The organism is Methanosarcina sp. 2.H.T.1A.6, from assembly GCF_000979455.1.
Classification (GTDB): domain Archaea; phylum Halobacteriota; class Methanosarcinia; order Methanosarcinales; family Methanosarcinaceae; genus Methanosarcina.
Window position 1 is genome coordinate 174599 of sequence record NZ_JJOY01000048.1, and the last position, 16239, is coordinate 190837.

The window sequence follows — 16239 nt, forward strand, 5'->3', positions numbered from 1 at the left end:
AGAGTTTTCATTCTAATAGGTTTTCCTTTAAGCTTCTTGCAATTGTTTTGTCCTCTGCTTTTTTACCCGTCTTAATCTTTGGAGTCGTGTTAAAGCTCGATCTCTATATCATAAACCTTTTCAGGATTTTCTTTATGAATGGTCCAGAAAGGTTCTTCCCCATGCGTTTCAATTAGTTTTAGGGTCCTTTTCGGGATCGTCTTCGGGCCAAGTACCGCCCCCGGCCTGTCAGGGTCATCAATATAATCAGTTTCCATCATAAAGCGAGTCCCTTCTTCAAGCGCCTGCTCGATTGCTCCTTTAACCGATATGACCCCTGGAAAAATCCCAAGTTCTTCACACGTATTTACAAGGGGGGGAGAGTAATGTTTGACTACCCTGTACATTTTTATTCCGGTTTTTTTTGCCCTTTCTGCTATATCCTCAAGTTCGGGCTTTCCCACGCTTTCCGTATGGAGCTGGACTGCGCAGTCCTGTTCTTTTCCGAGAGAAAAGGCATGTTCCATTATCTCATTCGAGGCTGCCCATATCTCTGGGGGTACGGGATAGTGCGGGCGTCCTGATTTTATTCCAACCGCAAGACCTTTTTCCACATATCCGGCAGCAATCTCAAGGCCTTTTTTCATGGTTTCCGTAGCTTCTGATAGTTCCATATATTCCGTAAGCTTTGAGATCTCAGCAGGGTGGACCCCGAGAACCGGAAAAGCCCCAACCCCAATCTCGCGGATTTTTGATGCTATTTCCACGGTTTCGTCAAAGACCGCAAGATAATCCTCAGGTTTCCTGACCGCAATTCCAAGGGACCAGCTGGGTTTGGCGACCAGGATTATATGCGTCCCTCCCGATCTCTGAAACTCTTTTACGGCTTCAAGCCCTCTGGCTCTTGGGTCTATATGCATATGGTTGTCGGTAATCGGAATTTTTGCAGGCATGTTTATTCCTCGAAAATGTCCTGAAAACTCTCTTCAAAACTCTCTTCAAACTCTCTATTCAGTAGCCTGAATTCTAAATCTCTGGAATTTTTATGAAGGGCTTTCTGGATTGTAATACTATAATCTGAATACTAATTGAGCTCTTTGTTGTTTCGTGCGAGTCTCATCATAAAAACCAATGAGGTCGTGAATTGAGAATCATCCCCTTCATAGAGAATGACGAAGAGTCACTAATATGTGCAGGCAACGGTTTAATTTGAACAGTGTACCTATCTTTGTAGGGCACGAGGACAGGATTATATTCTGTGGACCCGTATCTATTTTCCGGATGCATTATTCTATAATACTATTATATTATTACCCAAAAGTTGAAATATGAGCCTTACGTTGAGTACGCGGCGAGACTCAATTATTCTTTCCAAATTCTTCAAAAGTTTCCCCTTTTTAACTTTTCAATCGCTACGGTTCTTTTAACACGAACCTTATAGATCTGGTGATAACATGACTAAAACCGCAGCAGTAATCAAAGGTGACGGGGTAGGCCCCGAACTTGTGGACGCAATGCTTAAAGTTGCAGAATCCGCTGGTACTGATATCGAATTCGTGATGTGTGAGGCAGGAGCAGGCTGGTGGGAGCAGCATGGCGGCAATTCCCTTATCCCTGATGAGACCTGGCAGATCCTTGATAGCTCTGATGCCTGTTTCAAGGGTCCTACCACAACCCCCGGAGGAATCGGTTCTCCGAGAAGTGTGGCTGTATCCATCAGGAGAAAGTACGACCTCTATGCAAATGTCAGGCCAATAAAGACCTTCCCGAACTCAAGTGCACCTCTCGGGGATGTCGAGATGGTCTGTGTGCGTGAAGGAACGGAAGGACTTTACATCGGAGAGGAAATCCAGCTCACAGACGATGTTTCCATTGCAATCAGGAAGATTACCCGCACGGCATCCAGCAAGATTGCCCGGTATGCCTTTGAAGACGCTAAAAGGAGAGGTTACGACACTGTTGTGCCCATCCATAAAAGCAATATCCTGAAATTGACCTGCGGCTCTTTCTTAGAAGAAGTCGAAAAGGTTTCAAAGGACTACCCGAACATTGAGGTCTGGCCCTATCATATTGATAACATTGCCCAGCAGCTTATCAAGAACCCCCAGATCTTCAACAAAAAGGTCCTTCTTTCCACCAACCTCTTCATGGACGTTATCAGTGAAGAATGTTCAGCCCTTGTTGGCAGTATCGGGCTCATTTATTCTGCAAATATCGGGGACAATTTTGCAATGTTTGAACCGGCTCACGGCTCGGCCCCGAAGTATGCCGGCCAGGATAAAGTAAACCCTGTTGCAACCGTGCTTGCAGGAGCCTGGATGCTGGACTACCTTGGTGAAAAAGAGAAGTCTGAAGCCATCTTCAAAGCCACTGAGCGTGTAATCTCCGAAGGCAAGTATGTGACATATGACCTTGGAGGCAGTGCAAAACTCAGTCAGATGACAGATGAGATCGCAAAATACACAGCAGAAATCCTGAAATAAGGATTTTGAGCATCTGAAAAATGAGAATCTGAATGCAACCTAAGCAAAGTAAATGATGAAGACTGATATAAGGTTTTATAAAACTGATCTCAGATCTGAAGAACCTTATACCACTTTATCTAATTCTCTTTCTGATTCTTTTTCTGATTCTTTTTCTGATTCTTTTTCGTTTGCTTTCTTCTTTTTGTCTTTTATTGATTCTTTGTCCTTCGGTTTCTGATTTTTCTCTGTTATCCCGTATATTCTGTTTTCTTTCGCGACTTTAATCCTTTTCTTCTTCCGGTTCCTGGATCTTTCCTTTGCTTTTTAATTTTCCTCCGCCTATATGTGCAGGGTCACAGATTGGCTGGTAGAGGAAGTATTTCTCAACGTAAGCAAGGAGTTCTTCATCTGAGATACAGGAGACCCTTTCTTCTTTATCGTAGAGCTTCTGGATTTCGGTCTGGATCTTAAGCAGTCTCCTGTCATCTTTTTCGACTATGGTTTCGACATCAAGGAGGTTGTTTAAAGTTTCCTGGATCTTGTGACGTATTACCTCAAGGCCCGAAGAGTCGCCTATGAGGAGAAGCCTGGTGCCTCCTACCAGTTCAGGGGGGTAGGGTTCATAGTTGAAGGGATTTTTCAGGACCCCCGCGGCATGGATTCCTGATTCGTGGGCAAATATATTTTTTCCGACAACAGCTTTATTTCTCGGGACTCTGAGACCCAGCTCTTTTTCCATAAACTTTGCAAAACGAGTAACGGGCTCAAGATTATATTTGTCAAAACCTTCAACTCTGTCTGCCAGGAAGAGCAGGATTTTTTCCATTTCGCTGTTTCCTGCACGTTCTCCTATGCCAAGGAAGGTTACACTTGTCCAGTTGGCCCCATGCCAGAAACCTGTAATTGAACTTGCTGCCCCGAATCCGTAATCGTCGTGAATATGAGTTTCTATATTCTTGACCCCAATTTCTTTTTTGAGGTGCTGGATAATTTTCGGAATTCCGTAAGGTTCATCAATATTCATGAATGGCATCCCGTATCCAACGGTATCGCAAACTCTTATTATGCAGTTAGGATCGATCTCCATAATCCTTTTTACCAGGGGGAAAACAAAGCCATAGTTGTCAGCTCTAGTCATATCTTCCAGATGAGCCCTTGTACGAAGCCCATGATCCACTGCATACTGAAGGGCGTCAAGATACTTCTCTTCAGCCTCCTCCCTGCCTGAAAGCCTCATCTTTGAATGAATATGCGTATCCGAGACAGACATCAAAATCCCGGTCTCTTCAAGCCCATCTACTTCCAGAATTTTGTCAATATCAGCTCTTGAAGCTCTTGCCCACCCTGTGATTTCAGGGCACTCATATCCCCTGTCGAACATAAGTTCAACAGCATCTCTGTCTCTTTTATTGAATACAAAGGCTTCAAGTTTCTCAATCCCTATCTCGTGCAGGTATTCATAGATTTGAACTTTGTGTTCTCTGCTTAAGACTATTCCCGGCATCTGGGAACCGTCGCGAATAGTGCTGTCACTTATGAATATCTCGTTTCCATAAGGCAGCTTTAGTTTGGGCAGATCTTCATATGATTCGTAAATTTTCATCTATTATCCTCCTTTTCTTCAGGCGGCAGGGCCCTGCATCGAGAGAGCGGGCTTACACTGCTAGGGTTTTCCTGTCAAAAAGATACTGTTATGTATACAGATTAAAAAATTAGATATTAAACCGAAGACGTTCCGCTTCTTGTTTGAAAAACATTTCTTTCGGGGAATATCTATCGTTTTTTTCTTAAAAGGGCGTTTTAACTTTTCCTAAAAGAGGCACTTTATCAGGAGTACCGGAAACTTAACTATCATGTGTTGTTATAGTTAAAATCTCTTTCTTTCAAAGTTACTACATGTATTCTGAAATTTATTCAATAATAATATTTTGGACGTTCCCTACATTGCAGGACATTTTCATTCTCTCACTTCTTTTCAAAACCATTTTCCCACATTCTTTGAAGAATTCCTGCTTAAAAGATTCACTAAATTTTCGAAGAATTCCTGTTTTAAGTTTTGACGAATCCCTTTTAAGTTTTGGCGAATCCCTTTCAAGTTTTGAAGAAGCCTGTTTAAGGTCAGTCTCACTACATATCCTAACTTTTCTATATGTTTTCTCTCGGTTCTTTTGGGGCTCCATTAAAGTTTACTTTCCTTTACTGCCCTTCTTGTCGATAATAAGGTATATCTACAGCAAGTTATATTTATAATCGGGTAAATCTGAAACATCTAATTTATGAAAGTCTCTCCATATGCATCTGCATATGGTTTGCACCTGATAAAATAGTATATTGAAGGCTCGAACTATCACATCAAGATTTAATATAATTTTCAAATTAAAATAGTATATTGAAGGCTCGAACTATCACATCAAGATTTAATATAATTTTCAAATTATATCGCCATATATTTAATTCATATTCAATATATTTGCTTTACTTTTCCCGAGGTAGAACATGTCCGAAATAGTAAGTGTTAGCGGCGGTCCGACTAAACCGGAAATAATTGCAGTTTCCCTTTCCAAACTCGGACTGCAGGATGGGGATCGGTTTGCAGATGTAGGCTGTGGTACGGGTTCGGTCTCTATTGAAGCAGCCCGGATTACCCGGAACCTGACGATCTATGCAATCGATGCACGTAAAGAAGCTCTCTTTGCTACGGAAGCGAACTTCAAGAATTTCAAGATCGAAAATGCCAGGATCTTTGCCGGCGAAGCTTCGGATCTCCTTGGCTCTGAGGGGTCTATCGATTCAATTGACTGCGCTTTTGTTGGTGGAACTAAAAACATTGACACCGTACTTGAGAAGCTTGTTGAAAAAAAAGCCCGCAGCATTGTGGTAAACGCCGTCCGCATTGAAACCGTTGTCAGAACGATCGAGGCTATGAAGAGACTGGGAATTTTTGATGAGGTAGTCCACGTTGCCGTCTCGAGAAGTGCCCCGATTGCCGGAGAGACTATGTTCAAACCCGAAAACCCGGTATACATAGTTGTCGGAAAAAAGCAAGCTTGAAAATTATCCTTTAATTCCCCATCAGTTTAATGAAATCACGTTTTACATTTACCTATTAAAAAAACTATGGAGCTATAATATGTTAATAGGAGTAGGACTTGGTCCCGGAGACCCTGAGCTTCTGACCCTGAAAGCAGTGGATGTTTTGAAAAACAGCGATAAGGTATATGTTCCAGGACGCCTGGCAAAAGACCTTGTAGCCCCTTATGCGGATGCCGAAATCCTTGAGTTTCCCATGATAAGGGATATCGAAGTCCTGAACGCCCTCTGGAAAGAAAATGCAGATCGGGTAGCAGAAGAGTCAAGAAAAGGGACAGTGGCTTTCGGGCTTATAGGTGACCCTAACTTTTTCTCTACTTTCACCCACCTGAAAAAGGTCATGAGCAGGCATTACCCGGATGTTGAGACTGCAACAGTTCCGGGAATAAGTTCAATCACGTCTTTTGCTGCAAGAACTGACGTGGCAGTTGAGAGTTCCTTTGAAGTAAGTGACGGCTCTGAAATCGGATATAAGATCCACCTTAAAGCCACACAGCCGAGAAAGATTATGGAACAACTCGAAACTGAAGGATACAGGGAGTTTATTTTTGCAGAGAGGCTCTTTTCGGATAATGAACTGATTATCAGTAAGAAAGATGATATCCCGGAAAAAGGGAACTATTTCAGTATCATTTACGGAAAGAAATGAATCCACTCAAATGAAATTTTTAATGATCGTTATACAACTTTGAGTATCGGTATACGAGTTTGAATTTCAGCATATAATTTTGAACCAGTTACAGAAAAGCAAAGGGAATGGTCAGATGGAAAGAAAAGTATATTTTGTAGGGGCAGGCCCTGGAAACCCCAAACTGATTACCGTATTGGGGCGTGAGATGCTTGAAAAAGCGGACCTTGTTATATACGCGGGCTCCCTGGTAAACCCCGAAGTCCTTAACTACACGAAGGGAGAGAAAGTAGATAGTTACGGGCTTACCCTTGATGAAACCACGAAACTAATTGCCGATGCTGTGGATGCAGGAAAGTTCGTGGTACGCCTTCACAGTGGAGACCCCTCTCTTTACGGGTCTGTTATAGAACAGATGGAAGAGTTGAGAAAATACGATATAGGAGTCGAAAGGGTGGCAGGCGTCTCGTCTGTCTTTGCAAGCTCAGCCGCTCTGGGCACCCAGCTTACTCTCAACGGTGTTTCAGATACTCTTATCATCACCCGCCCTGCAGGAAAAACCCTGGAAAAAGACCTTATTCCCGAGCTTTCTGCCTATAATACCACCATGGCAATTTTCCTTGGCACTCAGAAGATCAGGGAAATTATGGAAAAAGTCCGCTGCCCTAAAGATACGCCTGTTGCAGTTGTCTTCCATGCGTCCTGGGAAGATGAAGAAGTCATCACAGGGACAGTTGAAGATATTGCTGATAAGGTAAAAGATGCAGGGATCAAGCGCTCGGCAATGATAATCATCGGTGGGGTTGTTGACCCTAAAAACTACAGGAGGTCCTACCTATACGGAGTGGCCCAAGAACCGTTGTAATTACCTTTGAAAGGAACAGGGAAATTGCATCACGGATAGCAGAGCATCTTGAAGCCGACCTTCTTCCCTATGAAAAAGGGGTGTTCAGGAAAGCCTTTGAAAACTACGGGGCAATCGTTGCAGTCTTTGCTACAGGCATTGTAGTAAGGGATATTGCCCCTCTTCTCGATAATAAGTGGTCAGACCCCGCAGTGGTCGTTGTGGACTCAAACCTGAATTTCGCAATTCCCCTCCTTGGTGGGCATCACGGGGCAAACGAGATTTCCCGGAAGATTGCGGAATTGGGTGCGGTTCCTGTGCTCACCACAGCTACTGAGGTTCACGGTAAACCCTCTGTTGAGGGAATTGCTGATAGGTTTGGCTGTGAGATCTTCAATAAAGAGTCCACAATCGCTGTAAACTGTGCACTCCTTGACCAGCAGGTAGAGGTTCTTGAGGTTAAGGGGCCCAGGATTGTTATTGTGGACGAGGATGTTTCCGTGCTTGTGAGAAAAAAACAAGCTGCTGAAGTTAAGGGTGAAAGTGCCGGAAACAACTAACAATTTACGCTAATAGCTGACTAAATTACGAAACTGCCTGAAAAAGCAGTGGATAAAAGATTACTGATGATTATCGGAATTGGAACCCGCAGGGGCATAACAAAAGAAGAAGTCATTGACGCCGTAAAACAGGCGCTTGATGAATGCGGCCTGAGTCTCAAAGAGATCACGGGCTTTGCCTCTGCGAAACTTAAAGAAAATGAACAGGGGCTGCTGGAAGCAGGAGAACTGCTTGGCATTCCGGTTAAGTTTTTGCCGGACGAAGTGCTGAACAGCTACAACCCCCCTTCCTCATCCCAGGCTTCGCGCTTTGGGTTAAAAGGGGTTGCAGAGCCTGCAGCTCTTGCTCTCTCGGAAAAACACGAATTGATTTTCAGGAAGAAAGTCTATGGCAGAGTCACAATCGCAATCGCAAGATAAGGCATCCGGCGGAAAACTCTACGTTGTAGGGATCGGACCGGGCTCCGTGGAACAGCTGACCCTCAAAGCCCGTGATGTAATCCTCAATGCTGATTATATTCTCGGGAACAGTACCTACCTGGACCAGATGGAAAGCCTTCTTGGCACCCAGGAAGTAATCCGAAGTTTCATGGGAAAAGAGGTTGAAAGAGCCCGAAAAGCCGTGGAACTTGCAAAAACCGCAAACGTGGTCATGCTCAGCGGGGGCGACACCAACGTCTACGGCATGGCAGGCATCGTGCTGGAGGTCGCTGAACATGAGAACCTTGATGTGGACATCGAAATCCTGCCCGGGGTCACAGCAATCCTTGCCGGGGCAAGCATTCTCGGTGCACCCGTGGTGACGGACTTTGCAGTGATCAGTTTAAGCGATCTTTTAACTCCCTGGGAAGTCATCGAAAAGCGGCTTCATATGGCTGCAGACGCTGATTTCGTGATAGGGCTCTACAACCCAAAGAGCCGCAAGAGACAGTCCAACTTTGCAAGGGCAATCGAAATCATCCGCAAGTACAAGGCCGATTCCGTGCCTGTGGGGCTTGTCAAGAACGCCATGAGAGGCGAAGGGGAGGACCAGATCGTGACAACCCTCGGGGAAGTCATGGAGTCTGAGGACTGGGTGGATATGAGCACAGTCATTCTCGTAGGCAACGGGGATTCCCGGACCTGGAAGTCTCCGAAAAAGGATATCATCATAACACCCAGGGGGTATCATAAGAAATATGACTACTGAAAAAAGCAGTGAAGGGAAAGCAGGAGCTCTCGAAAACCTCGAAGAGTTTACCGAACTTACAGTGGAAGTAGACCCCGAACTTGTGGGCATTTGCAGGGACTCCGGCGCAAGGACTGAAGAGGCCAAAGCCATCTATATGAAAAGCCGGACAATGATTCAGGAAATCGTCGGGAACAATACTCCCGAAGACCGTTTCCGTCAGCGCTGCGTTATTGCCACCGGAGACCTCTCCGTTGCAGACATCATGCGCTTTAACAATGACCCCATCCCTGCCGGGGTTGAAGCAATTAAAAAAGGTGCCCCTATCTTTGTGGATATCAACATGGTAAAAGCCGGGATCACAAAAGCCGGGCACAAATCCGAAATCATCTGCGTGCTTGACGAAGACCGGGACGCTGCAATCGCTAATAAGTACGGGATAACCAGGACTTCGGCAGGTTTCCTTGCTGCCAGAGACAGGCTGGAAGGAAGCATTATCGCAATCGGAAATGCGCCTTCTGCCCTCATCATGGTCTGCAAGCTGATCGAAAAAGGCGTGAGGCCTGCTCTTATAATCGGGCTTCCTGTTGGTTTTGTAAACGCAGCCGAATCCAGGGAAATGGTCAGGGACCTGAAAATCCCCATCCCCTCAATCAGCTGTGTCGGGACCAGGGGAGGGACTCCGATGGCAGTTGCCTGCGTAAACGAGCTCGTAGCAATCGCAAGGGAAAGTGAAGAATAACACTTTCTACTTTCCTTTTTGATTTTATTTTCCTTTTTTCCTTTTATCTCAGCTCATTTTTTGTTTTCTCGCCGGCTTTTTAGTTCCTGCTTGCCTTACATGATCTCGTCCTTTAAGCCTGCGGTTCCACCGGGAAAAAAGAGAGTATAATTTTAAGGTAACTATGGATAAACAGATTACAAACACAGTTAAGATGGAGATTCCACATAGTCATACTTTAGTCGACATAAGGTTGTACAGTAAGGACTATGAGTCAGGTGAAATTGTTCCTATTTTCATGGAAATCGCAGAAGTGGTATGAGAAGAAACTGGTCAAGTTTACTGTTTTCTTTCCCATATTGTATTTTAAATTGTATTTCAAAATATACATATTATTATTTACGAAAAACTTAAAGTAGCCAACTTAAGTGGTTCTGGTAGACCATCGAGAGCCCTACAAGGATAAGCACTATTCCGGCTCCCTTTTTGAAAGCTACGTCATACTTTGATATGAGCTTTATTTTCGAAGTTGAGAGGTGAGCTGAGTATGCGAGTAGTAGCATAGGCACTGCAAACCCTGCAGAATAAATGGAAAGGGTTAGTGCACCGGTAGCAGCGTTTCCTTCCAGGGCTACCATGGTCAGGATTGAGGCAAGGATCGGGCCCACACAGGGGATCCAGAGCACTCCGAGGGAAAGCCCTAACAGAAAGCCAGAGATCGGTCCTTCGTCTTTCATTCCTGCAAGAAGGGGGAATCTTGCAAAGGCGTTAAACAGGCTTATATCAAAGAGTATTGCAAGACCCATTGTGATGATAAGAATCTCTGCAAGGATTTTCAGCTGCCCTATGTACGCCTGAAAAGCTGCTCCGAAAGTGGAGGTCACAACTCCCATGAGGGTAAAGGATATCGATACTCCAAGTACTATAGCAAGGGGTCTTAACTTTCCTTTTCCTGTTGAGCTTGCAAGGACTGCAGGAAGAAGGGGGAGGATGCATGGGGACAGGACGCTGAGTACTCCTGCGCCAAATGCAGCTAGAGGGGAAATCGCTTCATAATACATGGTCTGGTTCGCTGTTTTTCAGTTCGGTTTTTTACTTTAGTTTTTTTTAGTTTAGTTTTTTACGATACTGCTTTTTTATCCGGAAATCTGTTTTAGTCTAAACTCCGTCGAAAGCCTGAATTTTCAGCCGATGCAGGATGTTTGAAGCCGTTTTTCCGGGCAGGTCACTTTTTATTCTGCATTTACGTTCTCATAGTAAAGAATAGCCCTGTCAAGGAGCTCTTCGTACACCTGCTTTTCTCCAAGTCCCATAACTCTTGCCTGGAGTCTGTCTGTGGTAACGTTTCCATCTTCCTGCATGTAAACATATTCTCCGTTTTCAATGCCTACGACTACAAAGGAATCCGGGATATAGGCTATTCTGAAATATGCTGCTAGGTGAGGGCTCTGATCTATATCTGCAGACATGACTGTGGCTCTTCCTCCGTATTCTGCTGCCAGATCGCTCAGGATGGGTTTCATCTGCCGACACGGTCCGCATCTCTCAGATCCAATTTTCAATAAAACCGGGCCTTCCTGAATGGATGTATTTATCTGTTCCAGATCGGTTATTTCTACAACAACACTTTTTTCCTGGATTTCCTGAGCATTTCTTAAATCTGGGGTAAGCTCAGTTGTGGCGTTTTCCGGGTCTTCAGTACAGCCTGCCGTAAAGAGTACGGCTGTAAGCAGGATTAGTAATATAATTAATTTATTCATGTTCTCAACATTCGTTGTTCTTTTTGTAGTTCTTTAGGCTTTCTGTATTGATAATTCTCTCTTATCACAAATAATTTTGTTTCCACTTATTCTGAAAGCCTGAATTTTACAATAGAATTATCCATAACACTCAAATAATTATCCGTAAACTACGGTACTAATCATTTGTAAATACTCCTCTGTGACTATATATATACCAACTACTCGATTAACGGGGGTGCATAGGATACATATCAATAACTATATTAGAGCTCACTTTCCTCAGTATTTTTTCGAAAAACAATATTTTTTCTGATAGCGTTTTTGAAACAAATCAAATTAATTTGGACTTTTAATGGAACTTGGTGAAAATTGAATAATATCGTTTTTTGGTCTCTCTATGATACACCATATAGCTGCTTTACAACCTGCATAAAAGTCCAATAAATCCACGTTTGATTGAAAATTGATCGCGGAAATAAGTTATAAATATACGAAAATTTTCTGCGGAAAGCGGGTTAGAGTCCTGCGGCAGGAATGGAATCAAAAATCCGGAAAATACATTATATAAACAAAAAATAAAAAGAAAAAGGAAAATAAAAATGATCTATTCCGATAGAGGAATGGAATTTCGATAAAAGAAGCTTAACTAATTGAGCTCATCCCAAAACTCAAAAATTACTTCTTTGAACCTCAATTTAAAAACAATTAATTGATATACTGATCATGAAGGTAGTTATGAAACTTTTATGTTGTGGGATTAAAAAATGGGTTTTGGGATAAGCTCATTATGAATCGTATAAACCTTTTTCCTTTTTACTCTGCCTTACTTTTCCTCGTGGATTTTTTCTACTGCGTTCACGACATTTTCAAAATTCTTCTGCCACTCCGTGCTGTGTTTAAGCTGGTCCTGAACGATCGTACCCTTGTCTTCCATTTCTGCGATTTTGGGCTCTATAGGAAGTCTGGCAAGGACGGGGACATTAAAGTCTTCTGCGGCTTTTTCAACGCCTCCACTTCCGAATACATCTATAGTCTTATTGCAGTGAGGGCAGATCAGCCCATGCATATTGTCCACAAGCCCTATTATAGGTACATTTAGTTTTTCCGAGAACGTGATTGATTTCCGAACACTGATAAGGGCTACATCCTGAGGGGTTGTAACAAGCACGGAACCGTCACAGTTGGGGATAAGCTGGGCTACACTCAGGGGTTCGTCTCCCGTTCCCGGAGGAAGGTCGATAATCAGAAAGTCAAGCTCCCCCCAGTAAACTTCTTCCAGGAACTGCTTGATTGCTCCCATTTTGGCAGGTCCCCTCCAGATTATAGGTGAGTCTTTGTTTTCGAGCAGGAAACCAATAGACATTATTGAGAGGTTGGGAAGCACCTGAATTGGGATAATTCCTTCTTCATTTACTTCAGGTCTTGCGGACTCCAGCCCGAAGATAGTAGGGACAGTCGGACCGTGGATATCACAGTCAAGAAGACCGACCCTGTGTCCGCGGAGGGCAAGCCCGACAGCGAGATTTGCGGCAACCGTACTTTTTCCTACTCCGCCTTTCCCGCTCATTACCATTATCTTACGTTTGATGCGCCTGAGGTTGACTACGATTTTTGGCTCCTCGGGCTTTTTCGATAAGCTTTCCAGTGGTTGAACCTTATCTTTCATTTTTTATCGCCTGTGTAAAAATTCCGCATTTTTCAGTTTTTCCCCGTTTCAAATCTCTCTTTTACGCGTCAACATCTTCTCTAATGTCAGTACCCTCAGCCCTGATATAGTTACCGCCTTTTATCTCAATCGCTTTTCCTGTGCTGAGGGCGAGTGCTACTTTCATTCTGGCGGCTTTCAGGTCTTCCCAGAATGCTCTCCTTGATATCCCTACCCTGGTGGCCGCATCCTCCTGTCTAAGGTCTTCAACATCCACAAGCCTCAGGGCTTCAAGCTCTTCTACTGTGAGGGACACCACTTCAAGATCCGAAAGTGGAACCCCCCTGGGCTTGAAATATGTGACATCAGGGGTTTGCTCAACGCGCCTCGGGCATTTTGGTCTTCCTCTGCATTTTTTCATAGGTTACTTATGTACATTGTTGAATAAATATATAACAATTTCTCTTTTCAAATGGAAAACTATAAATATTTATACCCATATGAGTGAAATTGTACTTTCTATATCTCTGACTTCTCTGGGTTTGTGCGGGGCTGATGTGCCTTCACTTTATTCGAAAAATCTACCGAGAAATGTATGGTTTGAGAGTCACCGGATTTTATATTGGAGCATAAAATATGAAAATCTGCATAAGTGCTTTTGGAAAGGATCCTGATTCTGAAGTGGACCCTCAATTCGGAAGATGCAATTATTTTGTGATCATTGATCCGGATATAGGGTCAGTAACATCAATCAAAAATCCCGGTTCTGAAGCCTCCGGTGGCGCAGGGATCCGGGCAGCAGAGGCAATTGCGGGTTCAGGGGTAGACACCCTCCTAACGGGAAGTGTGGGGCTGAACTCTTTCTCCATACTCTCCGAAGCAGGTATTGAAATCCATTCTGGAATCAGAGGGACGGTATCCTTTGCTCTTCGAGAGTATCAATCCGGAAAGCTTTCCCTCCTTGAGAGCCCGAACGCTTCCACTCATATCGGTATGAGGAAGAGTTGAGTTAAAGATCCAAACTTAAGAACAAAATCTCATAAATAAGAAAAATTTTGTAACAATATTTTCTGTGAAATGTCTGGAAATTTAAAGGTGATCTATATGAAAGTATGTGTACCTACAAGAGATAACAACGGCATGGAAGGAACTATAGAACAGCACTTTGGAAAGGCTCCCACTTATACTATCCTGGATACTGACAGTGGAGAAGTTTCCGTAATCCCTAATACTAGTGAGCATATGGGTGGAGTAGGCCTGCCGCCTGAGTTCCTTTATAAAAATGGGGTGAATATTATGCTTTGTTCGGGATTGGGGTACAAAGCTGTCAAGATGTTTGAGTCTTATGGAATCAATGTTTTCGTGGGTGTCGAAGGTACGGTTCAGGATGCGATCGAAGCCTGGAAAGCAGGTCAGCTCCGTAGTGCCAGTGCCGAAAACACCTGTGCAGAACACGAGCACCATCACTGATAGATAGATCCCTCAGTTTATGTACATGGTGAGAAGGCGCAGCTCATGAATATTGCAATTGCAAGTGGCAAAGGCGGTACAGGGAAAACCACGGTTGCAGTAAACCTTGCTCTTGCTCTCGAAGATGTGCAGCTTTTTGACTGCGATGTGGAAGAGCCTAATTGCAACCTGTTTCTGGGTTTTGAACTGGAGCCTGTGGAAGAAGTAACCTGTCTGGTTCCGGAAATTAATCCTGATAAGTGTACTCTTTGCGAGAAATGTGCTGATTTCTGTAAGTATAATGCTCTGGCTGCCCTTCCCAATAAAATCATGTTCTTTCCTTCCCTCTGCCATGGCTGTGGTGGCTGCAGCCTTGTCTGTCCGGCAGGAGCCATAGAAGAAAAGCTCCGGTCTATCGGAAGGATCGAAAAAGCATCATCTCAAACCTCTCTTAAATTTCTCCGCGGTATCCTGAATATAGGGGAGGCTATGGCAACGCCGGTCATCAGGTCGCTTCAGCGGCATCTCGATGAAAGCAGACCTGTAATCTTTGATTCTCCTCCCGGAACGGCATGTCCCGTCCTTGCAGTTATGGGGTGTGCGGATTACTGTGTGCTTGTGACAGAGTCGACTCCTTTCGGTTTCCATGATTTCCTTCTCGCCCTGGAAGCTACAAGGGCTCTTAATGTCCCTGTAGGGGTCGTTCTCAACCGTGACGGGCTTGGAGATTCAAGGGTGGAAGAGTTTTGCAGAGCCGAAGGGATTCCTATTCTGCTCCGCATTCCTAATGATAGGATGATTGCCAGGCTCTATTCAGAGGGCATTCCCTTTGTTAAGGAAATGCCTGATTGGAAGGAAAAGTTCGAAGATATGTTCGAAACTATAAAAGCACTGGTTTGTAAAAGTACGGGGGTACAATGAGGCAGCTGGCTATAATTAGCGGAAAAGGTGGATGTGGAAAGACCACCCTTACAGCTGCCTTTTCTTCTCTTTCAGGAAATTCTGTACTTGCTGATTGTGATGTTGATGCATCCGACCTGCCTCTTATCCTTAAGCCTCAGGTACTTAAAACAGAGGATTGCCTGGGACTGGAACTTGCTTCCATTGATCTGAAACTCTGTACTGGCTGCGGCATCTGCCGGGAAATCTGCAGATTCGGAGCAGTCCTTGAAAACTTCACGATAAATCCGTATGGCTGCGAAGGTTGTGCAGTCTGTACTGTCGCCTGCCCTGAAAACGCGGTTTCCCTGATGCCGAGAGTTTCCGGGCAGGCAGTTTCCTCCATAACCCGTTTCGGGCCAATGGCTCATGCAAAACTGGGCACTGGAGAGGAAGCAAGTGGAAAACTTGTGAACCTGGTCCGAAAAAAGGCCGTAGAACTTGCAGATAGATATTCCTGCAAACTCGTTCTTATTGACGGCCCTCCCGGCACTGGCTGCCCTGTTATGGCAGCAATTACCGGAACAGACCTTGTCCTTGTGCTTAGCGAACCCACTGTTTCCGGACTCCACGACCTGAAACGGGCAATCAAACTTACCGCACATTTCAGAATCCCGACTGTTGCCTGCATTAACAAATATGATCTCAACGAGAAAAAGAGCCTTGAAATTGAGGCTTTTTGCAGGGAAGCCGGAATTCCTCTTCTTGCCCGTTTACCTTATGCGGACATAACTACAGAGGCAATGATGAAGGAAGAAACCGTGATCGAATATGCCGCTCATTCCGGGGACTCCGGGGCTGTAGAGTTCGCAAATATTGTACGTAACCTCTGGGCAGAGCTCGAAATGAGGCTTTCAGAAACTTTCAAAAAAGAAATGTGCCCAAAGGCCCTCCGGATCAGGGGAACTTAACTTTTCCGTATAATTTTAACTTAAATGTTAGAAAGTTAAATAATATGGCAACTGTTAACTAATATCGCAGTCTGTCCTTTGAATATTATTCATAAATA

At 44.2% G+C, this 16239-nt stretch carries 19 protein-coding genes; 12 read left to right on the forward strand and 7 right to left on the reverse strand.

Annotated features, from left to right (window positions below; genetic code table 11):
• Nucleotides 1–89: 89 nt before the first annotated feature.
• Complete coding sequence (locus tag EO98_RS14580; RefSeq protein WP_048137940.1) at nt 90–932, reverse strand: TatD family hydrolase; 843 nt, start codon at nt 930–932, stop codon at nt 90–92.
• A 501-nt stretch (nt 933–1433) separates the two neighbouring features.
• Between EO98_RS14580 and EO98_RS14585 the strand changes: the two genes are divergently transcribed.
• Entirely contained in the window at nt 1434–2462 is a 1029-nt protein-coding gene (locus EO98_RS14585; RefSeq protein ID WP_048131536.1) for an isocitrate/isopropylmalate dehydrogenase family protein, read from the forward strand.
• Nucleotides 2463–2724: 262 nt separating this feature from the next.
• Here EO98_RS14585 and EO98_RS14590 read toward each other — a convergent pair whose 3' ends face one another.
• On the reverse strand, nt 2725–4047 hold the full coding sequence (locus EO98_RS14590; RefSeq protein ID WP_048137944.1) for an isopropylmalate synthase: 1323 nt from the start codon (nt 4045–4047) through the stop codon (nt 2725–2727).
• A 307-nt stretch (nt 4048–4354) separates the two neighbouring features.
• A complete protein-coding gene (locus tag EO98_RS14595) occupies nt 4355–4624 on the reverse strand; it encodes a hypothetical protein (RefSeq protein ID WP_048137947.1) in 270 nt (89 codons plus the stop codon).
• A gap of 316 nt (nt 4625–4940) precedes the next feature.
• Here EO98_RS14595 and cbiT point away from each other — a divergent pair, with 316 nt between their 5' ends.
• The 7 genes from cbiT to EO98_RS14630 all read left to right on the forward strand — a co-directional run bounded on the left by cbiT (nt 4941) and on the right by EO98_RS14630 (nt 9476).
• A complete protein-coding gene (gene cbiT, locus EO98_RS14600) occupies nt 4941–5495 on the forward strand; it encodes a precorrin-6Y C5,15-methyltransferase (decarboxylating) subunit CbiT (RefSeq protein WP_048137950.1) in 555 nt (184 codons plus the stop codon).
• Nucleotides 5496–5574: 79 nt separating this feature from the next.
• Nucleotides 5575–6183 carry a cobalt-factor II C(20)-methyltransferase gene (locus EO98_RS14605; protein ID WP_048137952.1) on the forward strand — a complete coding sequence of 203 codons (609 nt, stop codon included), beginning with the start codon at nt 5575–5577 and terminating at the stop codon, nt 6181–6183.
• A gap of 115 nt (nt 6184–6298) precedes the next feature.
• Complete coding sequence (locus EO98_RS14610; protein ID WP_048137955.1) at nt 6299–7027, forward strand: cobalt-precorrin-4/precorrin-4 C(11)-methyltransferase; 729 nt, start codon at nt 6299–6301, stop codon at nt 7025–7027.
• A gap of 80 nt (nt 7028–7107) precedes the next feature.
• A complete protein-coding gene (locus EO98_RS14615) occupies nt 7108–7566 on the forward strand; it encodes a cobalamin biosynthesis protein CbiG (RefSeq protein WP_235283468.1) in 459 nt (152 codons plus the stop codon).
• Nucleotides 7567–7632: 66 nt separating this feature from the next.
• Nucleotides 7633–7986, forward strand: coding sequence for a cobalamin biosynthesis protein (locus EO98_RS14620; RefSeq protein WP_048137958.1), 354 nt, complete (start codon nt 7633–7635; stop codon nt 7984–7986).
• Nucleotides 7955–8755 carry a precorrin-3B C(17)-methyltransferase gene (gene cobJ, locus EO98_RS14625; protein WP_048137960.1) on the forward strand — a complete coding sequence of 267 codons (801 nt, stop codon included), beginning with the start codon at nt 7955–7957 and terminating at the stop codon, nt 8753–8755. Before EO98_RS14620 ends, cobJ begins: the two co-directional genes overlap by 32 nt.
• On the forward strand, nt 8745–9476 hold the full coding sequence (locus tag EO98_RS14630; protein ID WP_048137962.1) for a precorrin-8X methylmutase: 732 nt from the start codon (nt 8745–8747) through the stop codon (nt 9474–9476). The genes cobJ and EO98_RS14630 overlap by 11 nt, the downstream gene beginning before the upstream one ends.
• Nucleotides 9477–9865: 389 nt before the next feature.
• On the opposite strand, the gene EO98_RS14640 is transcribed toward EO98_RS14630, so the two are convergent.
• The 4 genes from EO98_RS14640 to EO98_RS14655 form a co-directional block, all read right to left on the reverse strand.
• Nucleotides 9866–10516, reverse strand: coding sequence for a cytochrome c biogenesis CcdA family protein (locus tag EO98_RS14640; protein ID WP_048137964.1), 651 nt, complete (start codon nt 10514–10516; stop codon nt 9866–9868).
• 171 nt (nt 10517–10687) lie between these two features.
• Nucleotides 10688–11215, reverse strand: coding sequence for a co-chaperone YbbN (locus EO98_RS14645; RefSeq protein ID WP_048137965.1), 528 nt, complete (start codon nt 11213–11215; stop codon nt 10688–10690).
• A gap of 805 nt (nt 11216–12020) precedes the next feature.
• Nucleotides 12021–12863: an Mrp/NBP35 family ATP-binding protein gene (locus tag EO98_RS14650; protein ID WP_048137966.1), complete on the reverse strand. Its 843-nt coding sequence runs from the start codon at nt 12861–12863 to the stop codon at nt 12021–12023.
• Between the two features lie 61 nt (nt 12864–12924).
• Entirely contained in the window at nt 12925–13263 is a 339-nt protein-coding gene (locus tag EO98_RS14655; RefSeq protein ID WP_048137968.1) for a DUF134 domain-containing protein, read from the reverse strand.
• Between the two features lie 215 nt (nt 13264–13478).
• Here EO98_RS14655 and EO98_RS14660 point away from each other — a divergent pair, with 215 nt between their 5' ends.
• From EO98_RS14660 to EO98_RS14675, 4 genes are all read left to right on the forward strand, one after another.
• The gene (locus tag EO98_RS14660) at nt 13479–13850 is read left to right on the forward strand and encodes a NifB/NifX family molybdenum-iron cluster-binding protein (protein ID WP_048137969.1); all 372 of its coding nucleotides are present in this window, start codon (nt 13479–13481) and stop codon (nt 13848–13850) included.
• A 96-nt stretch (nt 13851–13946) separates the two neighbouring features.
• The gene (locus tag EO98_RS14665) at nt 13947–14312 is read left to right on the forward strand and encodes a NifB/NifX family molybdenum-iron cluster-binding protein (RefSeq protein WP_048137970.1); all 366 of its coding nucleotides are present in this window, start codon (nt 13947–13949) and stop codon (nt 14310–14312) included.
• A 45-nt stretch (nt 14313–14357) separates the two neighbouring features.
• A complete protein-coding gene (locus tag EO98_RS14670) occupies nt 14358–15212 on the forward strand; it encodes an ATP-binding protein (protein WP_048137971.1) in 855 nt (284 codons plus the stop codon).
• On the forward strand, nt 15209–16141 hold the full coding sequence (locus EO98_RS14675; RefSeq protein ID WP_048137976.1) for an ATP-binding protein: 933 nt from the start codon (nt 15209–15211) through the stop codon (nt 16139–16141). The genes EO98_RS14670 and EO98_RS14675 overlap by 4 nt, the downstream gene beginning before the upstream one ends.
• Nucleotides 16142–16239: the final 98 nt, after the last annotated feature.

Excerpts from the sequence above, each read along its gene's own strand:
- EO98_RS14580 (WP_048137940.1), bottom strand. The coding sequence starts at position 932 with ATGCCTGCAAAAATTCCGATTACCGACAACCATATGCATATAGACCCA.
- EO98_RS14585 (WP_048131536.1), top strand. The coding sequence starts at position 1,434 with ATGACTAAAACCGCAGCAGTAATCAAAGGTGACGGGGTAGGCCCCGAA.
- EO98_RS14590 (WP_048137944.1), bottom strand. The coding sequence starts at position 4,047 with ATGAAAATTTACGAATCATATGAAGATCTGCCCAAACTAAAGCTGCCT.
- EO98_RS14595 (WP_048137947.1), bottom strand. The coding sequence starts at position 4,624 with ATGGAGCCCCAAAAGAACCGAGAGAAAACATATAGAAAAGTTAGGATA.
- cbiT (WP_048137950.1), top strand. The coding sequence starts at position 4,941 with ATGTCCGAAATAGTAAGTGTTAGCGGCGGTCCGACTAAACCGGAAATA.
- EO98_RS14605 (WP_048137952.1), top strand. The coding sequence starts at position 5,575 with ATGTTAATAGGAGTAGGACTTGGTCCCGGAGACCCTGAGCTTCTGACC.
- EO98_RS14610 (WP_048137955.1), top strand. The coding sequence starts at position 6,299 with ATGGAAAGAAAAGTATATTTTGTAGGGGCAGGCCCTGGAAACCCCAAA.
- EO98_RS14620 (WP_048137958.1), top strand. The coding sequence starts at position 7,633 with ATGATTATCGGAATTGGAACCCGCAGGGGCATAACAAAAGAAGAAGTC.
- cobJ (WP_048137960.1), top strand. The coding sequence starts at position 7,955 with ATGGCAGAGTCACAATCGCAATCGCAAGATAAGGCATCCGGCGGAAAA.
- EO98_RS14630 (WP_048137962.1), top strand. The coding sequence starts at position 8,745 with ATGACTACTGAAAAAAGCAGTGAAGGGAAAGCAGGAGCTCTCGAAAAC.
- EO98_RS14640 (WP_048137964.1), bottom strand. The coding sequence starts at position 10,516 with ATGTATTATGAAGCGATTTCCCCTCTAGCTGCATTTGGCGCAGGAGTA.
- EO98_RS14645 (WP_048137965.1), bottom strand. The coding sequence starts at position 11,215 with ATGAATAAATTAATTATATTACTAATCCTGCTTACAGCCGTACTCTTT.
- EO98_RS14650 (WP_048137966.1), bottom strand. The coding sequence starts at position 12,863 with ATGAAAGATAAGGTTCAACCACTGGAAAGCTTATCGAAAAAGCCCGAG.
- EO98_RS14655 (WP_048137968.1), bottom strand. The coding sequence starts at position 13,263 with ATGAAAAAATGCAGAGGAAGACCAAAATGCCCGAGGCGCGTTGAGCAA.
- EO98_RS14660 (WP_048137969.1), top strand. The coding sequence starts at position 13,479 with ATGAAAATCTGCATAAGTGCTTTTGGAAAGGATCCTGATTCTGAAGTG.
- EO98_RS14665 (WP_048137970.1), top strand. The coding sequence starts at position 13,947 with ATGAAAGTATGTGTACCTACAAGAGATAACAACGGCATGGAAGGAACT.
- EO98_RS14670 (WP_048137971.1), top strand. The coding sequence starts at position 14,358 with ATGAATATTGCAATTGCAAGTGGCAAAGGCGGTACAGGGAAAACCACG.
- EO98_RS14675 (WP_048137976.1), top strand. The coding sequence starts at position 15,209 with ATGAGGCAGCTGGCTATAATTAGCGGAAAAGGTGGATGTGGAAAGACC.